Annotated in this window: 19 protein-coding genes, 1 pseudogene and 1 riboswitch; of the genes and pseudogenes, 9 read left to right on the top strand and 11 right to left on the bottom strand. The window is 71.3% G+C overall.

The window, feature by feature from the left end:
- Positions 1-81 precede the first annotated feature (81 nt).
- Positions 82-1638 (top strand): DNA polymerase IV, encoded by a 1557-nt coding sequence (locus AB0I82_RS15280; protein ID WP_363257705.1) that lies wholly within the window; start codon positions 82-84, stop codon positions 1636-1638.
- On the opposite strand, the pseudogene AB0I82_RS15275 reads toward AB0I82_RS15280, so the two are convergent.
- Positions 1623-1931 (bottom strand): annotated as a pseudogene (locus tag AB0I82_RS15275) (PRC-barrel domain-containing protein); the annotation flags it as partial. The gene AB0I82_RS15280 and the pseudogene AB0I82_RS15275 overlap by 16 nt on opposite strands.
- A 113-nt stretch (positions 1932-2044) precedes the next feature.
- Positions 2045-2142, top strand: a riboswitch (glycine riboswitch).
- A 187-nt stretch (positions 2143-2329) separates the two neighbouring features.
- Here AB0I82_RS15275 and gcvP point away from each other — a divergent pair.
- On the top strand, positions 2330-5215 hold the full coding sequence (gene gcvP / locus AB0I82_RS15270) for an aminomethyl-transferring glycine dehydrogenase (RefSeq protein WP_363257704.1): 2886 nt from the start codon (positions 2330-2332) through the stop codon (positions 5213-5215).
- A 157-nt stretch (positions 5216-5372) separates the two neighbouring features.
- On the opposite strand, the gene AB0I82_RS15265 is transcribed toward gcvP, so the two are convergent.
- Positions 5373-5579: a DUF5999 family protein gene (locus AB0I82_RS15265; protein ID WP_030263889.1), complete on the bottom strand. Its 207-nt coding sequence runs from the start codon at positions 5577-5579 to the stop codon at positions 5373-5375.
- Between the two features lie 371 nt (positions 5580-5950).
- A complete protein-coding gene (locus AB0I82_RS15260; protein ID WP_363257703.1) occupies positions 5951-6535 on the bottom strand; it encodes a hypothetical protein in 585 nt (194 codons plus the stop codon).
- A 534-nt stretch (positions 6536-7069) separates the two neighbouring features.
- On the opposite strand from AB0I82_RS15260, the gene AB0I82_RS15255 reads away from it, so the two are divergent.
- A complete protein-coding gene (locus tag AB0I82_RS15255) occupies positions 7070-8572 on the top strand; it encodes a glutamate-cysteine ligase family protein (RefSeq protein WP_363257702.1) in 1503 nt (500 codons plus the stop codon).
- A 186-nt stretch (positions 8573-8758) separates the two neighbouring features.
- Positions 8759-9553, top strand: coding sequence for a CPBP family intramembrane glutamic endopeptidase (locus AB0I82_RS15250; protein WP_363257701.1), 795 nt, complete (start codon positions 8759-8761; stop codon positions 9551-9553).
- Positions 9554-9688: 135 nt separating this feature from the next.
- Here AB0I82_RS15250 and AB0I82_RS15245 read toward each other — a convergent pair whose 3' ends face one another.
- On the bottom strand, positions 9689-10522 hold the full coding sequence (locus tag AB0I82_RS15245) for a PhzF family phenazine biosynthesis protein (RefSeq protein ID WP_363257700.1): 834 nt from the start codon (positions 10520-10522) through the stop codon (positions 9689-9691).
- Between the two features lie 267 nt (positions 10523-10789).
- Between AB0I82_RS15245 and AB0I82_RS15240 the strand changes: the two genes are divergently transcribed.
- Positions 10790-11383, top strand: coding sequence for a PadR family transcriptional regulator (locus AB0I82_RS15240; protein WP_363257699.1), 594 nt, complete (start codon positions 10790-10792; stop codon positions 11381-11383).
- 104 nt (positions 11384-11487) lie between these two features.
- On the opposite strand, the gene AB0I82_RS15235 is transcribed toward AB0I82_RS15240, so the two are convergent.
- Positions 11488-11916, bottom strand: a complete 429-nt coding sequence (locus tag AB0I82_RS15235; RefSeq protein ID WP_363257698.1) for an SRPBCC family protein — start codon at positions 11914-11916, stop codon at positions 11488-11490.
- 362 nt (positions 11917-12278) lie between these two features.
- On the opposite strand from AB0I82_RS15235, the gene AB0I82_RS15230 reads away from it, so the two are divergent.
- Both AB0I82_RS15230 and AB0I82_RS15225 read left to right on the top strand, forming a co-directional pair.
- A complete protein-coding gene (locus AB0I82_RS15230) occupies positions 12279-12827 on the top strand; it encodes a Clp protease N-terminal domain-containing protein (protein ID WP_363257697.1) in 549 nt (182 codons plus the stop codon).
- Positions 12828-12985: 158 nt separating this feature from the next.
- Positions 12986-14023 (top strand): EamA family transporter, encoded by a 1038-nt coding sequence (locus tag AB0I82_RS15225; protein WP_363257696.1) that lies wholly within the window; start codon positions 12986-12988, stop codon positions 14021-14023.
- 120 nt (positions 14024-14143) lie between these two features.
- Here the strand turns inward: AB0I82_RS15225 and AB0I82_RS15220 are convergent, their stop codons facing one another.
- Positions 14144-14785, bottom strand: a complete 642-nt coding sequence (locus tag AB0I82_RS15220; protein WP_363257695.1) for an FMN-binding negative transcriptional regulator — start codon at positions 14783-14785, stop codon at positions 14144-14146.
- 8 nt (positions 14786-14793) lie between these two features.
- Entirely contained in the window at positions 14794-15543 is a 750-nt protein-coding gene (locus tag AB0I82_RS15215) for a pyridoxamine 5'-phosphate oxidase family protein (RefSeq protein WP_363257694.1), read from the bottom strand.
- A gap of 37 nt (positions 15544-15580) precedes the next feature.
- Between AB0I82_RS15215 and AB0I82_RS15210 the strand changes: the two genes are divergently transcribed.
- Entirely contained in the window at positions 15581-16912 is a 1332-nt protein-coding gene (locus AB0I82_RS15210) for an aminotransferase class I/II-fold pyridoxal phosphate-dependent enzyme (protein WP_363257693.1), read from the top strand.
- Positions 16913-17007: 95 nt separating this feature from the next.
- On the opposite strand, the gene AB0I82_RS15205 is transcribed toward AB0I82_RS15210, so the two are convergent.
- Positions 17008-17394, bottom strand: a complete 387-nt coding sequence (locus AB0I82_RS15205) for a DUF4180 domain-containing protein (RefSeq protein ID WP_363257692.1) — start codon at positions 17392-17394, stop codon at positions 17008-17010.
- Between the two features lie 88 nt (positions 17395-17482).
- Positions 17483-18478, bottom strand: coding sequence for a DMT family transporter (locus AB0I82_RS15200; protein ID WP_363257691.1), 996 nt, complete (start codon positions 18476-18478; stop codon positions 17483-17485).
- Between the two features lie 75 nt (positions 18479-18553).
- Here AB0I82_RS15200 and AB0I82_RS15195 point away from each other — a divergent pair, with 75 nt between their 5' ends.
- Positions 18554-19459, top strand: a complete 906-nt coding sequence (locus tag AB0I82_RS15195) for a LysR family transcriptional regulator (protein WP_363257690.1) — start codon at positions 18554-18556, stop codon at positions 19457-19459.
- A gap of 189 nt (positions 19460-19648) precedes the next feature.
- On the opposite strand, the gene AB0I82_RS15190 is transcribed toward AB0I82_RS15195, so the two are convergent.
- Both AB0I82_RS15190 and AB0I82_RS15185 read right to left on the bottom strand, forming a co-directional pair.
- Positions 19649-20902 carry a carboxyl transferase domain-containing protein gene (locus AB0I82_RS15190; RefSeq protein WP_363257689.1) on the bottom strand — a complete coding sequence of 418 codons (1254 nt, stop codon included), beginning with the start codon at positions 20900-20902 and terminating at the stop codon, positions 19649-19651.
- Positions 20903-21428: 526 nt separating this feature from the next.
- The gene (locus AB0I82_RS15185; protein WP_363257688.1) at positions 21429-22886 is read right to left on the bottom strand and encodes an acyl-CoA synthetase; all 1458 of its coding nucleotides are present in this window, start codon (positions 22884-22886) and stop codon (positions 21429-21431) included.
- Between the last annotated feature and the right edge of the window lie 67 nt (positions 22887-22953).

The raw sequence follows: 22953 nt of genomic DNA, 5'->3' as shown, positions 1-22953 counted from the left end.
TGCAGGCGCACGGTACGACGCGCGGCGCGGAAGCACCCGCCGCGCGGCCGATTGTCAGTGGTGTACGGCACCATCAGTGACGTGAGACGTGCGCCGACGATCCTGCATCTGGACATGGATGCGTTCTTCGCGGCCGCCGAGCAGGCGGCCAAGCCCAGCCTGCGCGGAAAGCCCGTGGTGGTGGGCGGCATCGGCGGGCGCGGCGTCGTCTCCACCGCGTCGTACGAGGCCCGCGTCTTCGGCGTCCGCTCGGCCATGCCCACTGCCCAGGCCCGCCGCCTCTGCCCCAACGCCGCATACCTCACGCCCCGCTTCCACGTGTACCGCCAGGTCAGTGAAAAAGTCATGGCGCTGCTGCACGAGCTGTCGCCGCTGGTGGAGCCGCTGAGCCTGGACGAGGCGTTCGTGGACCTGGAGGCCGGCGGGGTCGCCGACGACGCCGCATCGGCCCGTGCGGTGGGGGAGCAGCTGCGCCGCGACATCCTGGCGGTCACGGGACTGACCGGCTCGGTGGGCCTCGCGGGTGCCAAGATGCTCGCGAAGATCGCATCCGAGCAGGCCAAGCCGGACGGCCTGGTGCTGATCGAGCCGGGCACCGAGCGCGAGCTGCTCGGGCCGATGACCGTGCGGACGCTGCCGGGCGTCGGCCCGGCCACGGCCGAGGCGCTGCGCAAGGCCGGGATCCACACGGTCGCGGAGACCGCCGAGGCCGGCGAGGCGGAGCTGGTGCGGCTGCTGGGGCGCGCGCACGGCACGGGGCTGTACGCGATGGCGCTGGGCCGGGACGACCGGCCCGTGGTCGCGGAGCGGGACGCCAAGTCGGTCTCCGTCGAGGACACCTTCGAGGTGGACCTCACCGACCGTACGAGGGTGCGCGCCGAGGTGATGCGGCTGGCGGACCGGTGCGTGCAGCGGCTGCGTGCTGCCGGACGCTCGGGCCGTACGGTCGTGCTGAAGGTGCGCAACTACGACTTCTCCACGCTGACCCGGTCCGAGACCCAGCGCGGGCCGACGGACGACCCCGCGGTGGTGCGGGAGGCGGCGGGGCGGCTGCTGGATCTGATCGACACGACGGGCGGGGTGCGGCTGCTCGGCGTGGGGGTGACCGGCCTCGCCGACTTCACGCAGGAGGACCTCTTCGCGCAGGCGGCGACGGAGCGGGCGGCCGAGGAGGCCCGGCTCGTCGAGGAGGCCGGAGCGACGGAAGGGGCGGCAGGGGAGAGCGGGACGGAAGAGGCCGAGGAGGCCGCTGAGCGGCCCAGGAAGTGGCTGCCGGGCCTGGACGTGGTCCACACCGAGTACGGCCCCGGATGGGTCCAGGGAAGCGGCCTGGGGCGGGTCACCGTACGGTTCGAGCAGCCCTGGTCCGCGCCGGGGCGGGTGCGGACGTTCCTGGTCGACGACCCGGCGCTGACGCCGGGGGAGGCGCTGCCCCTGGTGGGCGGCGGTCCGGACGGTCCGCCGGCGGCCGAGGACGGGGCGCATCCGCCCATACCCGCCCCGCCGGCAGCTGCCGCTCAGTCCTCCGGCGAGCCCGCTATCCGTCCGAATTCCCGGTCGGCGGACCCGGCGGCCGGACGGCCGACCGCGTCCTCCCCGGCGAGCTCCGCGTCCGTGGCGGAGATATCCAGCCGGTAGTGGTGGTAGAGCTGCAGTTCCTGCTCCGGCGAGAGGTGGCGGCCCACTCCGAAGTCCGGCGCGTCCTTGATCAGCTTGCGCTCGTACGGCACGTGCAGCGCGTCGTCGACCAGCCGGCTCGGCTCCAGGGGCACGAACGCGTCCCGGCTGAAGAGTCCGGTACGGACCGCCGCCCACTCCGGCTCGCCGGTCGCGTCGTCCAGGTACACCTCGTCGACGGTGCCGATCTTGGTGCCGTGCCGGTCGAACGCCTTGCGGCCGATCAGACTGCGGGGATCGATATCGGTCTGCACGGTTCCTCCTACCTGCTGGAACTGTCCTCTGCACCCTACGAAACGGCACATTTCCCGCCCTGGCCACTCGAGGGATGCCGAGCAGTCGCGCTGGTAGGCTGGTCAGCGATCGATGACCCCGTGCGGGAGAGCTCTCCGACCCCCGGGCCGGAGGCGCCGAAGGAGCAACTCCTCCCCGGAATCTCTCAGGCACACGTACCGCGCGGACGAGATCACTCTGGAAAGCAGGGTGGGCCACGGACAGTGCAGTACCGGAGCCCCTCCTCACCGACGGTGAAAACCGGACGCTGCGTGCGTTCCGGTGAAGCTCTCAGGTTGAGATGACAGAGGGGGAGGCCGTCCGGGCACCAGCGCCGTGGTGCCCCTCGTAGGTCCCAGAGACCAGGAGGCCCCCGCAGATGACCACCAACCGCATCTCGTTGACCGAGCTGGAGCGCGGCACCCCGTTCGAGCAGCGCCACATCGGCCCCGACCAGGCGGCCCAGGCGAAGATGCTCGCGCACATCGGCTTCGGCTCGCTGGACGAACTGACCGCGGCCGCCGTCCCCGACGTGATCAAGAGCGCCGAGGCGCTGGACCTGCCACAGGGCCGCACCGAAGCGGAGGTCCTGGACGAGCTGCGGGGCCTCGCGGACCGCAACCACGTGCTGTCCTCCATGATCGGCCTGGGGTACTACGGCACGTTCACGCCGCCGGTCATCCTGCGCAACGTCATGGAGAACCCCGCCTGGTACACCGCGTACACCCCGTACCAGCCGGAGATCTCGCAGGGCCGCCTGGAGGCCCTGCTGAACTTCCAGACCATGGTCGCCGACCTCACCGGGCTGCCCACCTCGGGCGCCTCGCTGCTGGACGAGGGCACCGCGGCCGCGGAGGCCATGGCGCTCTCCCGCCGCATGGGCAAGGTCAAGAAGGGCGTCTTCCTCGTCGACGCCGACTGTCTGCCGCAGACCGTCGCCGTCATAGAGACCCGTGCCGAGCCCACCGGCGTCGAGGTCGTCGTCGCCGACCTGAGCGACGGCATTCCCGCCGAGATCGCCGAGCGCGGTGTCTTCGGTGTGCTGCTGCAGTACCCGGGCGCCTCCGGCGCGGTCCGCGACCCCCGCGCGCTCATCGAACAGGCTCACGAACTTGGCGCGATCGTGACCGTCGCCGCCGACCTCCTGGCCCTGACCCTCCTCACCTCGCCCGGCGAGCTCGGCGCCGACATCGCCGTCGGTACGACGCAGCGTTTCGGTGTGCCGATGGGCTTCGGCGGCCCGCACGCCGGCTTCATGGCCGTCCGTGAGAAGTTCGCCCGCAGCCTCCCCGGCCGCCTGGTCGGCGTCTCCGTCGACGCCGACGGCAACAAGGCGTACCGCCTGGCCCTGCAGACCCGCGAGCAGCACATCCGCCGCGAGAAGGCCACCAGCAACATCTGCACCGCGCAGGTCCTCCTCGCCGTCATGGCCGGCATGTACGCCGTCTACCACGGCCCCGAGGGCCTGGCCGCCATCGCCCGCCGTACGCACCGCTACGCCACCGTCCTCGCCGAGGGCCTGCGCGCCGGCGGCATCGAGGTCGTGCACGGCACGTACTTCGACACCCTCACCGCGCGGGTCCCCGGCCGTGCCGCCGAGATCGTCGCCGCCGCCCGCGAGGCCGGCGTCAACCTCCGCCACATCGACGCCGACCTGGTCGGCATCGCCTGCGACGAGACCACCGGACGCGCCCAGCTCACCGCCGTCCTCGGCGCCTTCGGTGCCCAGGCCGACATCGAGCAGCTGGACGCGGCCGCCGCCGACGTGCTGCCCGAGTCCCTGCTGCGCACCGACGACTACCTCGCCCACCCGGTCTTCCACCAGTACCGCTCCGAGACCGCGATGCTGCGTTACCTGCGCACCCTCGCCGACCGTGACTACGCGCTGGACCGCGGCATGATCCCGCTCGGCTCCTGCACGATGAAGCTGAACGCGACCACCGAGATGGAGCCGGTGACCTGGCCGCAGTTCGGCGCGCTGCACCCCTTCGCGCCCGTGGACCAGGCGCAGGGCTACCTCACCCTCATCCAGGAGCTGGAGGAGCGCCTCGCCGTCGTCACCGGCTACGACAAGGTCTCCCTGCAGCCCAACGCCGGTTCACAGGGCGAGCTCGCGGGCCTGCTGGCGGTCCGCGCGTACCACCGCGCCAACGGCGACGAGCAGCGCACCGTCTGCCTCATCCCGTCCTCCGCGCACGGCACCAACGCCGCCAGCGCCGTGATGGCCGGCATGAAGGTCGTCGTCGTCAAGACCGGCGAGGACGGCGAGGTCGACGCCGACGACCTGCACGCCAAGATCGAGCAGTACCGCGACGAGCTGGCCGTCCTGATGGTCACCTACCCGTCGACGCACGGCGTGTTCGAGGAGCACATCACCCAGATCTGCGCGGCCGTGCACGACGCGGGCGGCCAGGTCTACGTCGACGGCGCCAACCTGAACGCGCTGGTCGGCGTCGCCGAGCCGGGCAAGTTCGGCGGCGACGTCTCGCACCTGAACCTGCACAAGACCTTCTGCATCCCGCACGGCGGCGGCGGTCCGGGCGTCGGCCCGGTCGGCGTGCGCGCGCACCTCGCGCCGTACCTCCCCAACCACCCGCTGCAGCCCACCGCGGGCCCCGAGACCGGCGTCGGCCCGATCTCCGCCGCCCCCTGGGGCTCGGCCGGCATCCTGCCGATCTCCTGGGCGTACGTCCGCCTCATGGGCGGCGAGGGCCTCAAGCGCGCCACCCAGGTCGCGGTGCTCTCCGCCAACTACATCGCCAAGCGCCTGGAGCCGCACTACCCGGTGCTCTACACCGGTCCCGGCGGCCTCGTCGCGCACGAGTGCATCATCGACGTACGGCCGCTGACCAAGGCCACCGGCGTCAGCATCGACGACGTCGCCAAGCGCCTGATCGACTACGGCTTCCACGCCCCGACGATGTCCTTCCCCGTGGCAGGCACGCTCATGATCGAGCCGACCGAGAGCGAGGACCTCGCCGAACTGGACCGTTTCTGCGACGCGATGATCGCCATCCGCGCGGAGATCGAGAAGGTCGGCACGGGCGAGTGGGACAAGGAAGACAACCCGCTGCGCAACGCCCCGCACACCGCCGCCTCCCTCACCGGCGAGTGGACCCACCCGTACACCCGTGAGGAAGCCGTGCACCCCGCCGGCGTGGACGCCGCGGCCAAGTACTGGCCGCCGGTGCGCCGCATCGACGGCGCCTACGGTGACCGCAACCTCGTGTGCTCCTGCCCACCGCTGGAGGACTACGACGGCTGACGGCGGTCGGCGCTTCCTGAGCCGACTCGGCGGGCGCGCTTCCTGTCGCGGCTCTGAGCTGGTGGCGGCCGGCGGCGCTTTCTGAAGCGTCCCGGCACGTCAAAGGGCCCTCGGCGATCTCCGCCGGGGGCCCTGCTCGTACTTCCCGCTCACCGCGTCAGGCTGCGGTGACGACCTGCCCGGTGCCCATCGGCCGGTGCGGGTCGATGACCTGCCCGTCCGGCAGGAGCTCACCGGTGTCCTCGAAGAGGAGGACGCCGTTGCACAACAGGCTCCAGCCCTGCTCCGGGTGGTGCGCCACAAGATGGGCGGCCTCCCGGTCGGCGGACTCTGCTGACGGACACGGTGGCTGGTGCTGGCACATGGATGCTGTCTTTCGCTGCGGTGTGGTGGTGGACGTCTTCCTGCGGCTCGATGTGGCGTTCATGGCCGCCCCCCGTTCGGTAGTTCGCTCCCAGTGTTGCCCTACGGGCGTGATTCCGCAGGGATTTCGCAGCAGCGGTACTTACTGGATGAAGACGCATCACCCATGCGGGCGGTTGCCGCGTCTCGTACCGCACCTCTGGGGGGTCTCGACTGGTCATTGTGGGCTAGTCACCCGGCGGAACGGTGCGTTCGGAGGAGTACGCGCACAGCAGTGCGCCCCGCGGCGAGGAGAACCGCGGGGCGCACTCCGGTGAATCGGAACCCATCCGGCACACGGCGCTTCGAGGGACGCCGCGTCCCGGGTCCCTACTAGGCCGGCGAGCCCAGAAGGGACGCGGGCGTGAGGCGGAGCGTGAGACGGGACAGGAGCTCGGCGACATGGTGCGGCCGGTGAGCGGCGATGCCGGGGGGCGCCGGGGCGAGTGGGACCAGCAGGTCCCCCGCCCCCGGGCAGCCTTCGGCACCGTCCGCCGTGATGTCCTCGTGCAGCCACAGCGTGAGCATGTACAGCTCCGGTACGGACAGCAGCCGTGGCTGGTAGGCGGTGGGCACGGATTCGGCCTGGTGCAGGGCCCGTTCGATCGCGGACACGTACGGGCCCTCGCCGAAGTGCGAGAACGCCCAGCCGTCCGGCGTGAGCATGGCGTCCGCGGTGGCCAGCGCATGCTCGCCGCCGCGGATGAGGAATCGCCAGCCGGTCAGGCGGGTACGCGGGGTGCCGCGACGGGAGACGTCGTCGAGTACATGGACGGGCAGGGGGCGTTCAGGACGCAGGGGCCCCTGGTGGACACGGAGGGCGGGGGTCGGGGCCTCACGTACGGCGGTAGGAGAACCGAGGGCGGTGAGGACGCTGCGCAGGGCGGGAGCGGGAGCAGGGGGTACATGCAGCGGCATGGTGGGTCGCCTCTCACTTGGGAGACACGGTGGTGCTGGGCAAGTGCGGACGGCGCTGTCAGCAGGCGGGAGCAGAGCGTGGCCGACCGGGGCCATGGCCCGGCGGGGGTGTCAGCCGCTGTGCCTCAGCCTCGGAAATGCCCCGCTAGCTGGGCGCCAACTCTCTGCCTCGTCCACGAAGTTTATACGACAGGTGTTCAGTGCTTGTTTCGACTACCGCTCACGGAGATTTTTGGCAAGTCGCATTACGGCCCGTTCTCCACGGTCTTTTCGATGCAATTATGCACCCCGCTGGTCCGCGGACCTCGGATTACCCCGGCGACGCGGTCGGCCTGATGTCATCGTGCTTTGGAACAGGGCCAATGCGCGGGGCCCGAGCCCCCTCGGTATGCCCTCGGAATGTGCCATTCGGCTCGCCCTCCCCAGCCTATCGGGGGCACCCGGCTCCCCGAGGCGTTATCGAACCGATTGCCGGGCATCATCGACCGCACGGGCCCGCGGCCGCGGGCCGGCCACGTCTGGAGGGACGCTTCGATGGGGGAGAAGGTCACGGCCGGTGGAATTGGCCACGACGACCGCCAGCGTTATCGAAGAAGACTGAGCGAGTGCCTGGAGGGTTTGGCGAGGCTACTGGACGAGAAGCGCTTCGACCGCCCGAAGAACCTCATGGGCATAGAGATAGAATTGAATCTTGCCAGCGCCGACGGCATGCCCAGGATGATGAACTCCGAGGTGCTGGAACGCATCGCCAGCAGGGATTTCCAGACCGAGCTCGCCCAGTTCAATCTTGAAGTCAATATCCTGCCGCACCGCCTCTCCGGGCGCGTGCTGGACCAGCTCGCCGAAGAACTGCGCACCGGCCTCGCCTACGCCGACCGCAAGGCCCGCGAGGTCGCAGCCCGTATCGTAATGATCGGCATTCTGCCCACGCTCACCGCCGAGGACCTGGTCTCGTCGAACCTCTCCGAGGCCGACCGCTACATGCTCCTCAACAACGAGATGCGCGCCGCACGCGGCGAAGACTTCGAGATCGACATCGAAGGGGTGGAACGGCTCACCGCCACCTCACCCTCCATCGCCCCCGAAGCCGCCTGCACCTCCGTACAACTGCACCTCCAGGTCACCCCGAACCGCTTCGCCGCCGTATGGAACGCCGCCCAGGCACTCACCGCCGTCCAGGTCGCGATCGGCGCCAACTCGCCCTTCCTCTTCGGCCGCGAACTGTGGCGCGAGTCCCGGCCCCCCGTCTTCCAGCAGTCCACCGACACCCGCCCGCCCGAACTCCAGACCCAGGGCGTCCGCCCCCGCACCTGGTTCGGCGAGCGCTGGATCGAATCCGCACACGACCTCTTCGAGGAGAACGTCCGCTACTTCCCCCCGCTGCTCCCCATGTGCGGCGAGGAGGACCCGCTCGCCGTACTGGAGAAGGGCGGCGTGCCGGAACTCTCCGAACTCGTCCTGCACAACGGCACGGTCTACCGCTGGAACCGCCCCGTCTACGCCGTCGCCGAGGGTGTCCCCCACCTCCGCGTCGAGAACCGCGTGCTGCCCGCCGGCCCCACCGTCACCGACGTCATCGCGAACACCGCCTTCTACTACGGCCTCGTACGGGCCCTGGCCGACGAACCCCGGCCCATCTGGACCCGGCTGCCGTTCGCCGCCGCCGCCGAGAACTTCGACACCGCCTGCCGCTACGGCATCGACGCCGCCCTCCAGTGGCCACGCCCCGGCCGCTCCGGTGGCATCGCCCAGATCCCCGCCGTACGCCTCGTCCTCCAGGAGCTGCTGCCGATGGCCGCCGCCGGACTGGACGGCTGGGGCGTGGCACCGGCCGACCGGGACCACTACCTCGGCGTCATCGAGGCCCGCTGCCGACGCCGCGTCAACGGCGCCTCCTGGCAGGCCGCCGCCTTCCACCGTGCCCTGCAGGGCGGCCTGGACCGCGAGGAGGCGCTGGCCGCGATGACCCGGCGGTACAGCGAACTGATGCATGAGGGACGGCCGGTGCATGAGTGGCCGTTGGAGGGGGTTGTGTAGGGCTGGTGGTCGTCTTGGAGTGAGGTGGGGGCGTACGAGGCTGGCCGTACGCCCCCACTTCTGGCCGTCCTGGGCACGGCCCCCGTGCCGGCGGCCTCCGGCCCTTCGGGCAAGCTGGCGGGGTAGTGGAGGCGTACCGGCGCTATCGCGGAACTGGAGGCAGGCGTGCAGTCCGAAGTGCACCCCGTGGCTGAATCTCTCCCCGAAGGGGGCCCGCCCGGCGGCCTCGCACGCACCACACTGAGAAGCGAGACGCTGATCGTGCTCGCCCTCTCCGTCGGCGCCAGCGCGGTATCCGCCCTCATCAGCTTCACGGGATCACTCACCGAGCCCGGCGGCCTGAAGGACCAGGCGGCGAACCTCAACAGCTCGCAGGCGCCCGGCCGCCCATGGCTGGATCTCGCCTGGCAGCTCTTCGGGATCGCCACCGCGCTGGTACCCGTAGTGCTCGTCGCCCACCTGCTGCTCAGGGAACGCGCGGGCGGTCTGCGCGCCCTCGGCTTCGACCGCCGGCGCCCCGGCTTCGACCTCGGCTGGGGACTCGTCGTGGCGGCCGGCATCGGAGGCAGCGGCCTGCTGCTCTACCTGGGCGCCAGGGCAGCCGGGGCCAACCTCACCGTCGTACCGGAATCACTGCCCGACGTGTGGTGGAAGTTCCCGGTACTGATCGCCTCCGCCCTGCAGAACTCCGTACTGGAAGAAGTGATCGTCCTCGGCTACCTGCTGCGCCGCCTCGGCCAGTTGGGCTGGTCACCGATGGCCGCACTCGTGGCGAGCTCGGTCCTCCGCGGTTCGTACCACCTGTACCAGGGCATCGGCGGCTTCATCGGGAACATGGTGATGGGCACAATCTTCGTACTTATCTACCGCCGCTGTGGACGAATCGCCCCCCTCGTCGCCGCCCATGCCATCATCGACATCATCGCGTTCGCCGGCTACGCCCTCCTGGCGGGGAGAGTGGGGTGGCTGCCAACGGGGTGAGGGGAGGTGGGGTGGGGGGGTGGGGGAGCCCCCCCAGAGGCCGCCGAGAAAAATTCCCCCGCCCCCGCCCCCGCCCCCGGCCTCACCCCCGCTCCACCCCCCGCTTTTGCCCCGCCCCCGCCCCCGTTCGCCCCCTCACCCCCCAGCCCGCGCCGCCTCCGTCAGTTCGCCGTCGATGACCGTCACCGCGCGGCCGGTCAGCAGCGTGCGGTCGCCGCGCAGCGCGGTGCGCACGATTCCGGTACGGGTGGAGCCCTGCAGGCCGGTCAGTTCATTGCGGCCCAGTCGCTCCGACCAGAAGGGCGCGAGCGCGGTGTGCGCGCTCCCCGTCACGGGATCCTCGTCGATGCCGACGCCCGGGAAGAAGCAGCGCGTGGCGAAGTCGTAGCCGCCGTCCGGGTCCTCGGCGCGCGCCGTCGCGATCACGCCCCGACTGCTGAACCGGGTCAGCGCCGCGAGATCGGGAGACAGTTCGCGTACGGTCCGCTCGTCCGCCACCTCCACGAGCAGGTCCCCGACCTGTGACCCCGTCTCATGCGTGGAGACCGGCTCGGTACCGAGCGCGGCGGCCAGCCCGGCCGGTACGGGTACCGCGGTGAGCGGAGCGGTCGGGAAGTCCATGGTGAGGGAACCGTCGGTCGATGCCGTGGTGATCAGCACGCCGCTGCGGGTCGCGAAGCGGACCGTTCCGGTGGCCGTCCCGGTGGAGTGCAGTACGTGCGCGGTGGCGAGCGTGGCGTGGCCGCACATGTCGACCTCCGTGGCGGGGGTGAGCCAGCGCAGCGCCCAGTCGGCCTCGTCGCTATCCGGCAGCGGCAGCGCGAACGCGGTCTCGGAGAGGTTGACCTGGGCCGCGACCTGCTGCAGCCAGTGCTGGTCGGGGAAGGAGGGGCCGTCCAGCAGTACGACTCCCGCCGGATTGCCGCCGAAGGGCCGGTCGGTGAAGGCGTTGACGATTCGGATTCTCATGGCGCGAGCGTAGGCACCCGAGATCACGGCCAGCGAGGGCCAATCTCGAAAAATTGGACCGCTCCAGAACACTAATGGACTGCCATCTGCGAGCCAGTTTTCGTACTGCGCGCTGAACATGCCCCGGAGTCCGGGGGATTCCGGCACCTCGTCGGCGGCACTCCGGCGGAAACTCGCCAGCGGAATCCTTGACGATCCTTGCCGACCGAACGCTTCCGATATATCGTTGAAGCATCGTGACAGATCAACGATGGGAGTGGCGTAAACATGCGTTCACATGGACACGAACACTGGGGATCCGGGCGCCATGGCGGCGGCCGGAGTGAGTACGAGGGGCGGCGTGCCGCCTTCGGGCCGTTCGGGCCGCCCTTCGGTGGGCCTCCGTTCGGTGGCGGCCGGGGTCGTGGAGGCCCGCGCGGCCGGGCGCGCCGTGGTGACGTGCGCGCCTCGATCCTGGCGCTTCTCAAGGACCGTCCGATGCACGGTTACGAGATGATCCAGGAGATCGCCGAGCGCAGCGGCGGCACATGGAAGCCGAGCCCCGGCTCCGTGTATCCGACCCTGCAGCTGCTGGAGGACGAGGGCCTGATCGCCAGCCGGAGCGAGGGCGGCAAGAAGCTGTTCGAACTCACCGAAGAGGGGCGTACGGCTGCGGAGAGCGGCTCGGACGCCCCCTGGGAAGAAGCCGGCCGCGGCGTGGACTGGGAGGCGATGAACGAGGTACGCAAAGCGGGCGGCGGCCTGGTCGAGGCGTTCCGGCAGGTATGGGCGACCGGGACGCCCGAGCAGCGCGAGAAGGCGATCACTGTCGTCAACCGGGCGCGGAAGGAGCTCTATCTGATCCTCGCCGAGGACGAGTGAGCGAAGCGGCGAGTGACGGAGTGCGGAGCAATAAGCGGGCAGATGAGGCCGTGGCCGGTGCACAGACCGGCCACGGCCCTCGCGTTCAGGCGGCCGGTTGCGCTTCAGGCGACCAGGCGCGCGAGCTTGCCGAGCGACTCCTCGAGTGCGGACGTCGCCGAGTCCCTGAGCTTGCCCGCCATCAGCGACACTGCCGCGCCGGTGAACGAACCGTCGATCCGTACGGTCGTCGCCTCACTCTCCGGTACCAGCGAATACCGCATGCCGAGGGTCACGCCCATCGGGCCCTTGCCCCGGAGGTCGAGCAGGCGGACGGGCTCCGCGGCCCGTACCGTCCAGGTCACCTCGGCCGGAAAGCCCATGAGCTTCATGTTCTCCGCGTAAGTGGCCCCGGGCTCCAGCGTCGTGGGACCCCCTGCGGGGAAGCTGGTGTGGGTGGCGTTCCACTGGCCATAGCCGTCGAAATCAGTCAGACGGCCCCATATCTTCTCTGCCGGTGCTTCTATACGGGCCTGGGCGGTGACATCGGCCATGCGGCACCCCTTATGGCGGCTTATGGCGGCTGAGTGGTGCCGCGGAAGGTAGCCGCCGGAGCTGCAAGGTTCAATACTGATGGGCCGTCAGGTTCTCCTAAGGTGTACGGCCGTCAGGTGCTCCGGAGGTGTACGGCCGCCAGGTGCTCCGAAGGTGTACTGCCGTCCAGTGCTTCGGGGGCGTACTGGTGTGGCGCGGGGCGCGCGTCTGCGCCTCTGCCGCATCATTGATCGCCGCCTCTGCGCCAGGCATATCCTCCATAGGGATGAGATTTCGTTCTCGCGTACCCAACCATGGTCGGATGCGCAAATGCTCCCTCCCGGGGATGTTCCGGTAGCAAGAGGCTGGTGGGGTGGGTTCTGTGCAAAACCGTACTGCGTACAACAGCGGAGCGGGTCCGTCGCCGGAGGATCTCGACGCTTGGCTGACCGACGAGCTCGCGTCGGTGCTGTCGGCTGCCCGTAGGCGGGCCACGCGCGATGGGGACCGGCAGGTGGACACCGCCCACCTCCTGCACGGCCTCCTCGAATCCGACCCTGCCGTACGGGAGATGGTCGATCCCGAAGGCGGTAGGATCGCGCGCCTCCTCGGGTACCTCGTCCAGCGCAGCATCGGTTACGGACGGCAATGGCACGGCACGGTGGAGGATTCGGGGGCAGTGCCGATCGTGACCGAGGGCGGCGTACCGGGCTGGTCGCCGGCTGCTGCGGCTGCCATGGACGGCGCGCGGGACCGCGCACACGCCCGCTACGCCGTCCGTGCCGAATGCCTGGATCTGCTGGCCGCGCTCGTCGACGACGCGGAATGCCGCGCCGTCGAGGTACTGCGCCGGGCCTCGATCGACACGATGCAGCTCGCGGTACGTCTGGACCAGCAGACGCTGGACGCGATGATGGAGGACGAGCGGTAACTCCCGCACCGCATCTCACCTTCGCCGCATCTTCCCCTTACCGCATCGTCACTGCACCGTCCTCCGAAGCCCGTGCGCCGCCCACCGCCCCGCTGCCCCTGCCTCCCGACAGGGGTATTGGTGGTGACGCTGCTGACCTGCCCTGCCATCATGGCCGGATGCACGCGACTGTGGAGACGGAATCGAGTCAGAGGGGCAGCGGGAGAGGCTTTGGCCTCGGCCTGGCCCTGCTGTCGGCGTTGGCCTTCGGCGGATCGGGCGTGGCTGCCAAACCGCTGATCGCAGCCGGTCTGGACCCCTTGCACGTCACCTGGTTGCGGAGCGCGGGCGCCGCGCTCGTCATGCTGCCCCTCGCCTGGCGCCACCGCGACCTGTTGCGTCGACGCCCCGCGCTGTTGGCGGGCTTCGGGCTGCTCGCCGTCGCGGGCGTCCAGGCGTGTTATTTCGCCGCGCTGTCCCGGATTCCGGTCGGCGTCGCGCTGCTCATCGAGTATCTGGCGCCCGCCCTGGTCCTGGGCTGGGTGCGCTTCGTGCAGCGCCGGCCCGTCAGCCGCGCCGCCGCGGCCGGTGCCGTGCTCGCAGTCGGTGGTCTCGCCTGTGTCGTGGAGGTATGGGCCGGACTGAGCTTCGACATATTCGGGCTGCTGCTCGCGCTGGGCGCGGCCTGCTGCCAGGTGGGGTACTTCGTTCTCTCCGACCACGGCGGCGACGGGGACGACGCCACCCACCCGCTCGGCGTGATCGCGTACGGCCTGATCTTCGGCGCACTCGTACTGACCGTGGTCGCGCGCCCCTGGAACATGGACTGGTCGGTGCTCGTCGGCGCCGCGGACATGGACGGCACGAGCGTCCCCGCGGTGCTGCTCCTCGCGTGGCTCGTACTGATGGCTACGGTGCTCGCCTACCTCACCGGCGTGATCTCCATCCGTCGGCTCTCGCCGCAGGTTGCAGGCGTCGTCGCCTGCCTGGAGGCGGTGATCGCCACCGTCCTCGCCTGGGTACTGCTCGGCGAGCACCTGTCCGCACCGCAGATCATCGGCGGCGCGGTGGTACTGATCGGCGCATTCATCGCACAGTCCACCACGCCCAAGGCACCCCGGGACGTGGCGTCCCAACACGGTGACGATGCGCGCCCGGAAGCCGCGCACCCGGACCCTGCGTTGCCGGCCGGCACGGCGGGGACGCCCGGCTCCTGAGAGGCTGATCGTCCCCCTGGCTCCAGGTCGCGGTCATCCGGCGAGTGACTATCGGCATCGGCCATCGGTCGTCGCCAACGATCCGCCCCTCGCCCGGCCTGCGCCGCGCCGCCCGCCCCGTCAGCAGTCCTTCACCGCCATGCGGCGCAGCTGATGAGAGCGGGCCGCGGTGTCCCGGGGGCCGTCGCGGTCCGCCAGTCGCTGTGCGATGCGTTCCTGTACCTCCCTGCTCTTCTTGCCGGCGTACTTGAATTTGGCGCGCACCTCCGTCACTTCGAGGCGCAGCGCGCGGATGCCCGCGAGCATGCGGCCGTACGGCGGGTCGCCGGCCGTGACCGGGGCCGACCCGCCCGCGGGCTGGAAGTGCGCCATCTGGCGACGTAGCAGCTCTGCCTTCTTCTCCGGGTCGTCCACGACGTGCGCCGTACAGCGGAGCTGGACCGCCGCATAGAAGCTCGTGGGCACGCCGTGCTCGGGCGGGGCGTCCTCGGCGGCCTGCCAGGGGCCGGGTATGAAGGTGTAGTCGTCGACGACGCTGAGCACGACGGAAGCATCGGCCTCCAGCGCCGGCCACAGAGGATTCGGGCGGGCGAGGTGGGTGACGGCCTCGCGGCGGTCGGCGTCGTACGTGAAGTGCAGCGGCTGGACCCATGGCGGATCGCCGGGCAGGCCGTTGCCCGCGAGCTGGCCGAAGTCGTGTCTCGCCAGCCAGGTCTGCCACTCGGTGTCGTCGGATGGTGCGTCCCAGGGGTGGATCAGCACGGCGGACCTCAGAGGTTCTTGAGGTAGGCGGGCAGGGGGATGCCGGGGGCCAGGTCGTCGGACGGTATGGGGGCGCCGTATGTGGGCGTCACGGGGACGACGCCGCTCCAGTGGGGGAGGGCGAGGTCCTCGGGCTCGTCGTTCGGCCCGCCGGTACGGATCTTGGCGGAGACCTCGGTCAGGTCGAGCCGGATGACGGCCGTGGCGGCCAGCTCCTTGGCGTTTCCGGGGCGGGAGTCGGCGGCGCGGCCGGGCAGTACCTGGTCCACCAGCGCGTCGAGCGCCGCGTTCTTCTCCTCGGGATCGGTGACCTGGTGCGCGATGCCGTGCACCACGACGCTGCGGTAGTTGAGGGAGTGGTGGAAGGCGGAGCGGGCGAGGACCAGGCCGTCGACGTGGGTGACGGTCACGCACACCGCCAGGCCGGGGTCCGTCCAGCGGGCCTGGCGCAGCGGCCGCGAGCCCGTAGAGCCGTGGAGGTAGAGGCGGCTGCCGACGCGGCCGTAGAGCGTGGGCAGTACGACCGGGGCGCCGTCGCGCACGAAGCCGAGGTGGCAGACGTATCCGGCGTCGAGGATGGAGTGGACGGTGTCGTGGTCGTACGCGGCACGGTCGGCGGACCGCGTCGGGACCGTGCGCTCGCTCGGGGCGTAGACGGCGGGCGAGCCGTCACCGGCACGGGCACCGGCACCGGTCTCGGCGACGGCGGAGAACTCGGGGCCGGTGTCGGACGTTGCGGGAGATACGGGCTCGGGCATCTTGCCAACTCCATTGCACTAGTGCATAATCAAGTTTGTGCTAGGAGACTATCGGATCGAAGGGCGGCGCGCATCGGAAATTGCCGCCAGCGTCGAGCGAGCCGTCGGTGCGGGCGAGCTCCAACCAGGCGAAGTTCTGCCCCCCATGCGGGAGTTGGCCGTCTATCTAGAGGTGAATCCCAATACGGTCGCGTCCGCGTATCGGACGCTGCGTGACCGCGGAGTGGTCGAAACCGCGGGGCGGCGCGGCACCCGGGTGCGTCCACGGCCGACGAGTACGCCGCGCGAGGCGCTGCGGGTCGAGGTGCCGCCGGGCGTGCGGAATGTGTCCGATGGCAATCCCGACACCGCGTTGCTCCCCGCGCTCGGGCCGGCGCTCGCCGCGGCGGCCGACCGTGCCACGGCGCGCCCGACGCTGTACGGCGCGCCCTTGATCGACGAGGAGCTGGCCGACCGGGCGCGGGCTTCGCTGGACGCCGACGGCGTGCCGGCCGGTCCGGTCGCCGTGACTTCCGGCTCGCTCGATGCCATTGAGCGGGTGCTCGCCGCGCATCTCCGGCCCGGCGATGCGGTGGCGGTCGAGGATCCTGGGTGGGGGAGTCTGCTCGATCTCATTCCGGCGCTGGGGCTGCGCCCTGTTCCGGTGGGGATGGATGAGGACGGCCCGCTGCCGACGGAGCTGGAGCGGGCGTTGGCGCTCGGGGTGCGGGCGGCGATCGTCACGGACCGGGCGCAGAATCCGACCGGAGCGGCGGTGGGCGCCGCGCGCGCCGAGGAGCTGCGGTCGCTGCTGGCCGAGTATCCGACCGTGCTGCTGATCGAGGACGACCACGGCCATCACATCGTCGATGTCCCGCTGCATCCGCTGGCCGGGGTGACCGATCACTGGGTCATGGTGCGGTCGACGGCCAAGGCGTACGGGCCGGACCTGCGGCTGGCGTTCCTCACGGGCGATGCCGTCACGGTGGACCGGGTGCGGGGGCGGCAGCGCCTGGGCCCCGGCTGGGTCAGCCATCTGCTGCAGGACACGTTGATCCATCTCTGGCAGACGGATGCAGTGGACCCGAGCGAGGTCGCCGCATCCTATGGGCGCCGCCGCGACGATCTCATACGGGCCCTGGCCGACCGGGGCGTCGCGGCGCAGGGCCGCAGCGGGATGAATGTCTGGGTACCGGTCCCCGAGGAGACGGGCGCGGTGTCGCGGCTGCTGCACGCCGGCTGGGCGGTGGCGCCCGGAGCCCGGTTCCGAATGGACTCCCCGCCCGGCATACGCGTCACCGTGTCCACTCTCTCCCACGGCGACATCGAGCCACTGGCCGAGGCCATAGCGACCGCCTGCCTGCCGGGGGAGGCTCGCCGGTACGACTGAACTGATCGGTGTCGGCTGGACGGTATGGCGAGCCGGTGCGGTGGGTCGGTGCGGCGGCCCGTGTGCCCGGCTCTTCGGCCGCACCGCCGGAGCGTCTAGTTCTTCAGTCGCTGTTGGAGTTCGTCGAGGGTGGTGAGGAACCAGGTCTGGTGTCCGCGGTTGCATTCCCGGACGAAGTCCTGCAGGGCTGAACTGGCCGCTGTATGACGGGAGATGTCGCCGAGGACGACGAGTCCCATGCGGTAGTTGACGAACTTCTGGACGATCTCGCCGGCGACGCGGGTGCGCAGTTGGAAGAACCGCTCGTCGAGCCGCTCGGCGGGGATGACAACCCACTGGGCGCCCTGGTAGGAGGCGTTGCCGATGAGATCCAGGACATCGCGTTCGTCGGCGATGACATGCCCGTCCCCGGAGGCCCCGTCCTCGGAGGCGTAGATCAGGACGGGCACGTCATGGATCGTCTGCAGGGTCAGAGTGGTCATGGAGGGTGAGATTAACGGGGGATGGGGGTGTGGTCGACGTAATTGTCCGGGCGATGGCGGCTGGCCGCCGACCGCTGGCAGCCCCAGGTCATGCGGTCGAGCGGGGGCGGCTCTGGGTGAGGGCGGCGCCGGCCAGGACGATCAGGGCGCCGACGGGGGTGTTCCAGGAGAGGTGTTCGTCCAGGACGGCGACGCCGGCGGCGGTGGCGATGACCGGGATGAAGTACGTGACCATCTGCGCGGTAGTGGGGCCGACTTCGGCGACCAGACCGTACTGGAGGAGGAAGGCGAAGCCGGTGCCGAGGGCGCCGAGGGCGATGATCGCCAGCAGGGGGACGACGGGGAACGAGGTCGGGAGGGAGGTGAAGAACGGGGTCACCACGGCCAGTTGCAGCGTGGCCAGCATCAGCTGGGCGCTGGACATGGAGAGGCTGGAGTTGCTGCTCCCCGCGAGGGTGCGGCGGACGTAGATCCAGCCGATCGGGTAGCAGAGCGCGGCGCCCAGCGCCATGAACGTGCCCAGCGGGTCCGTGCCGGCGAAGCCCTGCCAGGCGCCGAGGACGGTCAGTACGCCGAGGAACCCTAGGCCGAGTCCCGCGACGCGGCGGCGGGTGGGGCGGTCCTCGGACAGTGCCGCCACGGACAGGGCCATGCCCCACAGCGGGGAGGTGGCGTTGCAGATGCCGGCCAGGGTGGAGGGGATGGTCAGTTCGGAGTACGCGAAGAGTGAGAAGGGGAGGGCGTTGAGGAGCAGGGCGGCCACCGCCAGGTGAGCCCAGGTCCGGAGGGTACGGGGCAGCCGGTCCCGCTTGGCGACGAGTACGGCGGCCAGTACGGCCGTTCCGAAGATCATGCGGCCGAGCGTGACGTGCAGCGGGGCGTAGCCCTGCGTGCCGACCTTGATGAACAGAAAGCTGAATCCCCAGATCAGCGCCAGGACGGCGAATCGGATACGCCAGTCGACGGCGGACCGCGGCGCGGCCGGCGGGGCGGGCGAAGTGGGAGGGGTGTGGGTGGCAGGTGGTGTTGCGGGGGTGGGTGTCGTGGTGGAACGGGATGAGGAGGTGGCGGCGGTGGAGCTCATGGCGTACACGATCGTCCGTCTGTATCGCGTAGCGCAAGTGAGAATTTGTGGGAGGCATTGCTTAGCATTGCTTATATGTTGAACATGGATCGGCTGCGGACGCTCAGTGCGGTGGCGCGGCACGGGTCGGTACGGGCGGCCGCCGAGGGGCTGCACGTCACCACCTCCGCCGTCTCGCAGCAACTGGCGAAGCTGGAGCGGGAGACGGGGCAGCAACTGCTGGCCAAGAACGGCCGGGGGGTGCGGCTGACCGATGCGGGCCGGTTGCTCGCCGGGCACGCCGCGCGCATCCTCTCGCAGGTCGAGCTGGCCGAGGCCGAGCTGGAGGCGCACCGGGGGCAGGCGGTGGGCGAGCTGCGGATGGGGGCGTTCCCCACGGCGGCGCGCGGGCTGTTCCCCGACGCCCTCGCCGCGCTGGTCGTCGATCACCCGCAGTTGCGCGCGCGGCTGTGGGAGATGGAGCCGGGTGATTCGGTACGGGCGGTGGTGCGCGGCGACATCGACCTGGGGGTCGTACTGGACTGGTACAACCGTCCGTTGTCGTTGCCGGAGGGGTTGGCGAAGGCGCCGCTGCTGGACGATCCGGCGGATGTCGCGATGCCGTCGGACCATCGGCTGGCGGGGCGGCGCACGGTGGAGCTGGAGGACTTCGCGGAGGATGCGTGGATCTCCTGGCCGCAGGGGGAGTTCTGCCACGACTGGTTGATGTTCACGCTGCGCAGCAAGGGGATCGAGCCGCGGATCGCGCACATGGCCGAGGAGCACGGCACGCAGCTCGCCCTGATCGCGCGGGGGCTCGGCGTGGCAGTCGCGCCGCGGCTCGGGAGGGGGCCGGTACCGGAGGGGGTGAGCGTGGTGCCCGTACGGCATCCGATGCGGCGGCATGTGTACGCGATCTGGCGCGCGGACGCGGACCGTCGCCCGTCGATCCGCGCGGCGGTCGCGGCGTTGCGCGAGGTGGGCGGAGGGATGGCGACGTGAGAAGGGGATGGCGACGTGAGGGAGCGGACGGGAGGGGGACGTGAGAGGGCGGACGGTAGGGAGACGTGAGGGGGCGGATGGGGGAGAGCGTGACAGCGGGCCAGGGGGGGGGACAGGCGCTGTGAGGCCGGGCGCCGGCGCACCATGCGGTGGCCGACGCCCGGGGGAAGTGGGGACGCGGGGGAAGGGTCAGTTGGCTGGGACGATGCCGCGGATCAGGCCGAGGGACATTAGGTCCTGAGGGCGGAGGTGGAGTTGGTCGGCGATGTGGGGGACTTCGGACGGGGGGCGTTTGAGGATGGCGGTGGCCAGTTCGGGGGCGATGACGGAGAAATAGCTGTCCGGGGTCGCCCACAGGCGGCCCGGTGCGGCCAGTGCCAGGGCTCCGCCTGAACCGCCCTCGCCGATGAGCAGCGAGGTCAGCGGCGTGCGCGCGGCGGCCATGGCGGCGAAGAGGTCCGCGATGGCGGCACCCGCGCCGGAGCGTTCGGCCGCGGCGTCGTTGGCCGCGCCCGGGGTGTCGACGAGGGTGAGGACGGGGATGCCGAGGCGGTCGGCGAGGCGTACGAGGCGGGCGGCGGTGCGGAAGCCGGCCGGGCGGGTGGCCGTGCCGCACTGGGCCGCGTACGCGACCGTACGGCCGGCGCGGTGGCCGAATCCGCACCGCATGCCGTCGTCCACGCCCCCGCAGCGGTCGCCGCTGATGTCCTCGCGCCAGTCGAAGTACGTGTCCAAGTACGCGTCGGCGCGGGGGCGTTCGGGGGAGCGGGTGCGTTGTACGGCGCTCCAGCCGGAGTCCGGCGGGTCGCCCGCGCCCTGCGCGGCCGGTACCGGGGCCGGTTCCTCGTCCGGGGTGGTCAGCAGCCGCAGCCAGCGGGCGAGCGTGCCGGGCAGCCGTTCGGGCAGTACGACGGCGTCGATGTGCCCGGTGGCGAGCTGGCCTTCGGCGGTGTACGCGGACGGGTCGGCGTCGGCGGGGCGTACGCGGGAGCCGGCGAAGCCTACCTGGGCGCCGGGCAGCGCCAGGACGACGTCCGCGCCGGCGCCGAGCGTCGCCCAGCCGCCGCCGGTCGTAGGGTCGCGCAGGACGGCGAGCTGGGGGAGCCCGGCGGCGCGGTTGAGGGTGGACTGGCCGGCGATGCGTTGCAGTTGGGTGAGGGCGAGCATGCCCTCCTGCATGCGGCTGCCGCCGGTGGCGATCAAGGAGACGACGGGGAGGCGGAGTTCGCGGGCCCGGGTGTACGCGGCTTCCAGGCGGTCGCCGGTGTGGCGGCCGAGGGAGCCGCCCAGGTAGCGGAACTCGAAGGAGATCACGACGGTGCGGGTGCCGCCGATGGTAGCGGTGCCGCAGATGACGGACTCGCGTTCGCCGGTCGACTCCGTGGCTCGGGCGCGTGCGGCGCCGTAGCCGTCCCAGCGGAGGGGGCCGTCGTCCAGTGGCACGGGGGCGGGTGCCGGCGCGGTGGCCGGCGCATCCGGGGCCTCGGCCGTGCCCTCGGCGGGGGCCGACGCCGGCCTCTCGGCCGCCCCGGCCGCCCCTTCGGGCCGGGACTCTGCTGCCCGCCCGGGCCCGTGCTCGGCTGTCCCTTCGGGCCCGGGCCCCGCCGCCCCTTCGGGTCCAGGCTCGCCCGCCCCTTCGGGCCGGGGCTCCGCCGTCCGCTCGGACCCCTCCGCTGTTCCTCCGGGCCCGTGCTCCGCTGTCCCTTCAGGCCGGGACCCCGCCGCCCCCTCGGCCCCGATCTCCGCAGCCCCTTCGGGCCGGTGCTCTCCCGCCCCCGGGGCCCCGGCAGGTTCCGAGCCCGGGAATGGCTCGAAGGTGTCCGCGTCCGTCAGCTGCGCGAGCACCTCCCGGGCGGAGAGCCGAGTGGGAAGACCCGCAGGCGAGCTCTCGGCCCGCCCCGCAGGCGGCTGCGCGGCCCGCCCCGCAGGCGGTCCCGCAGGCGTAGCCCGCCTCGCAGGCGTCGGGTCCTCACGCATGGAGGCCCCGCTTGAGGATCTTGCCCATGTCGTTGCGGGGGAGGGCGTCGAGGTAGTGGACGACGCGGGGGCGCTTGTGCGGGGCGAGTTGGGCGGCTACGTGGTCGGCGAGTTCCGTGGGGGTGGGGCGGTCGTCCGACGCCGGGACGATCCAGGCGACGATGCGTTCGCCGAGGTCCTCGTCCGGCTCGCCCGTCACCGCGGCCTCGGCGACGCCGGGGTGCTCCAGCAGCGCGTTCTCGATCTCGCCCGCGCCGATCTTGTAACCGCCGCTCTTGATGAGGTCGGTGGCCTTGCGGCCGACGATGCGGTAGCGGCCCGCCGCGTCCCGGGTGGCCATGTCGCCCGTACGGAACCAGCCCCCGTCGAACGCCTCGGCCGTCGCGTCCGGCCGGTTCAGGTACTCGACGAAGAGGTTCGGGCCGCGGACCTGGATCTCGCCGACCGTCTCGCCGTCGCTCGCTTCGAGGACCTTGCCGGACTCGTCCACCAGACGTGCCTGTACGCCCGGCAGCGGGACGCCGACCGTGCCCGGAGCGGAGGTGTCGTCGGCCCGTACCGCGGTGTTCATCAGCGTCTCGGTCATGCCGTAGCGCTCGACGACCCGTGCGCCGGTCGCCGCCTTGATCTTCTGGTGGTCCGTCAGCGGCAGCGCCGCCGAGCCGGAGACCAGCAGCCGGGCGCCGCCCAGCGCCTTGGCGAGCGCCGGGTTCTCGCCCGCCTCGGCGGCCAGCCGGTGGTACATCGTCGGCACGCCGAACAGCATCGTGCCCGGGCCGCCCAGCTCGCGCGCCACCCCTTCGGTGGAGAAACGGCCGAGGTGGTGCACGGTGCCGCCGCGGCGCAGCGGGCCGAGGATGCCGAGAATCAGACCGTGGACGTGGAACAGCGGCAGGCCGTGGACGAGTACGTCGTCCGCGGTCCACTGCCAGGCGTCTTCGAGGGCGTCGAGCGTGGCGGCGATGGCGCGCCGGGGGATGACCACGCCCTTGGGGCGGCCCGTGGTGCCGGAGGTGTACACGATCACGGCGGGGGCCTCGGCACCCGGCTCCGGAGGCAGCACGACCTCCGAGCCCACCCCTTCGGACGCCCCCGACTCGTACGGAGCCACGTCGATGCGGGGGAGTGCGGCGAGTGCGCCGGGGAGTTCGGCGTCCGGTTCGGCCAGGACGAGGGTGGGCGTGCTGTCGGACACGATGTGTGCCAGCTCGCTCTCGCCGATCTTGGGGTTGACCGGTACCGCCGGTACCCCCGCGAGCAGCGCCGCGACCACCGCGACCGACGTCTCCAGCGTGGGCGTGGCCCATACCGCCACCCGCCGCTCGGCGCCGATCCGTTCCGCGAGCGCGCCGGCGGCCGCGGCGAGCTGCCCGTAAGTCAGCGCGCGGTCCTGGAAACGCAGTGCGGTACGGGAGGACGCTGTACGCAGCGCCGGGAAAAGCTCGTTCACCGAAACTCCTTCGTTCTCTTGCTGTTCGGGTACCCGCGGTACTCGTTCCTGGATACCCGAGGTAGGG

The organism is Streptomyces sp. NPDC050315, assembly GCF_040655775.1.
Taxonomy (GTDB): Bacteria; Actinomycetota; Actinomycetes; order Streptomycetales; family Streptomycetaceae; genus Streptomyces.
Note: the sequence above shows the minus strand (reverse complement) of the source record. Positions and strands in the feature narration are given on the sequence as shown.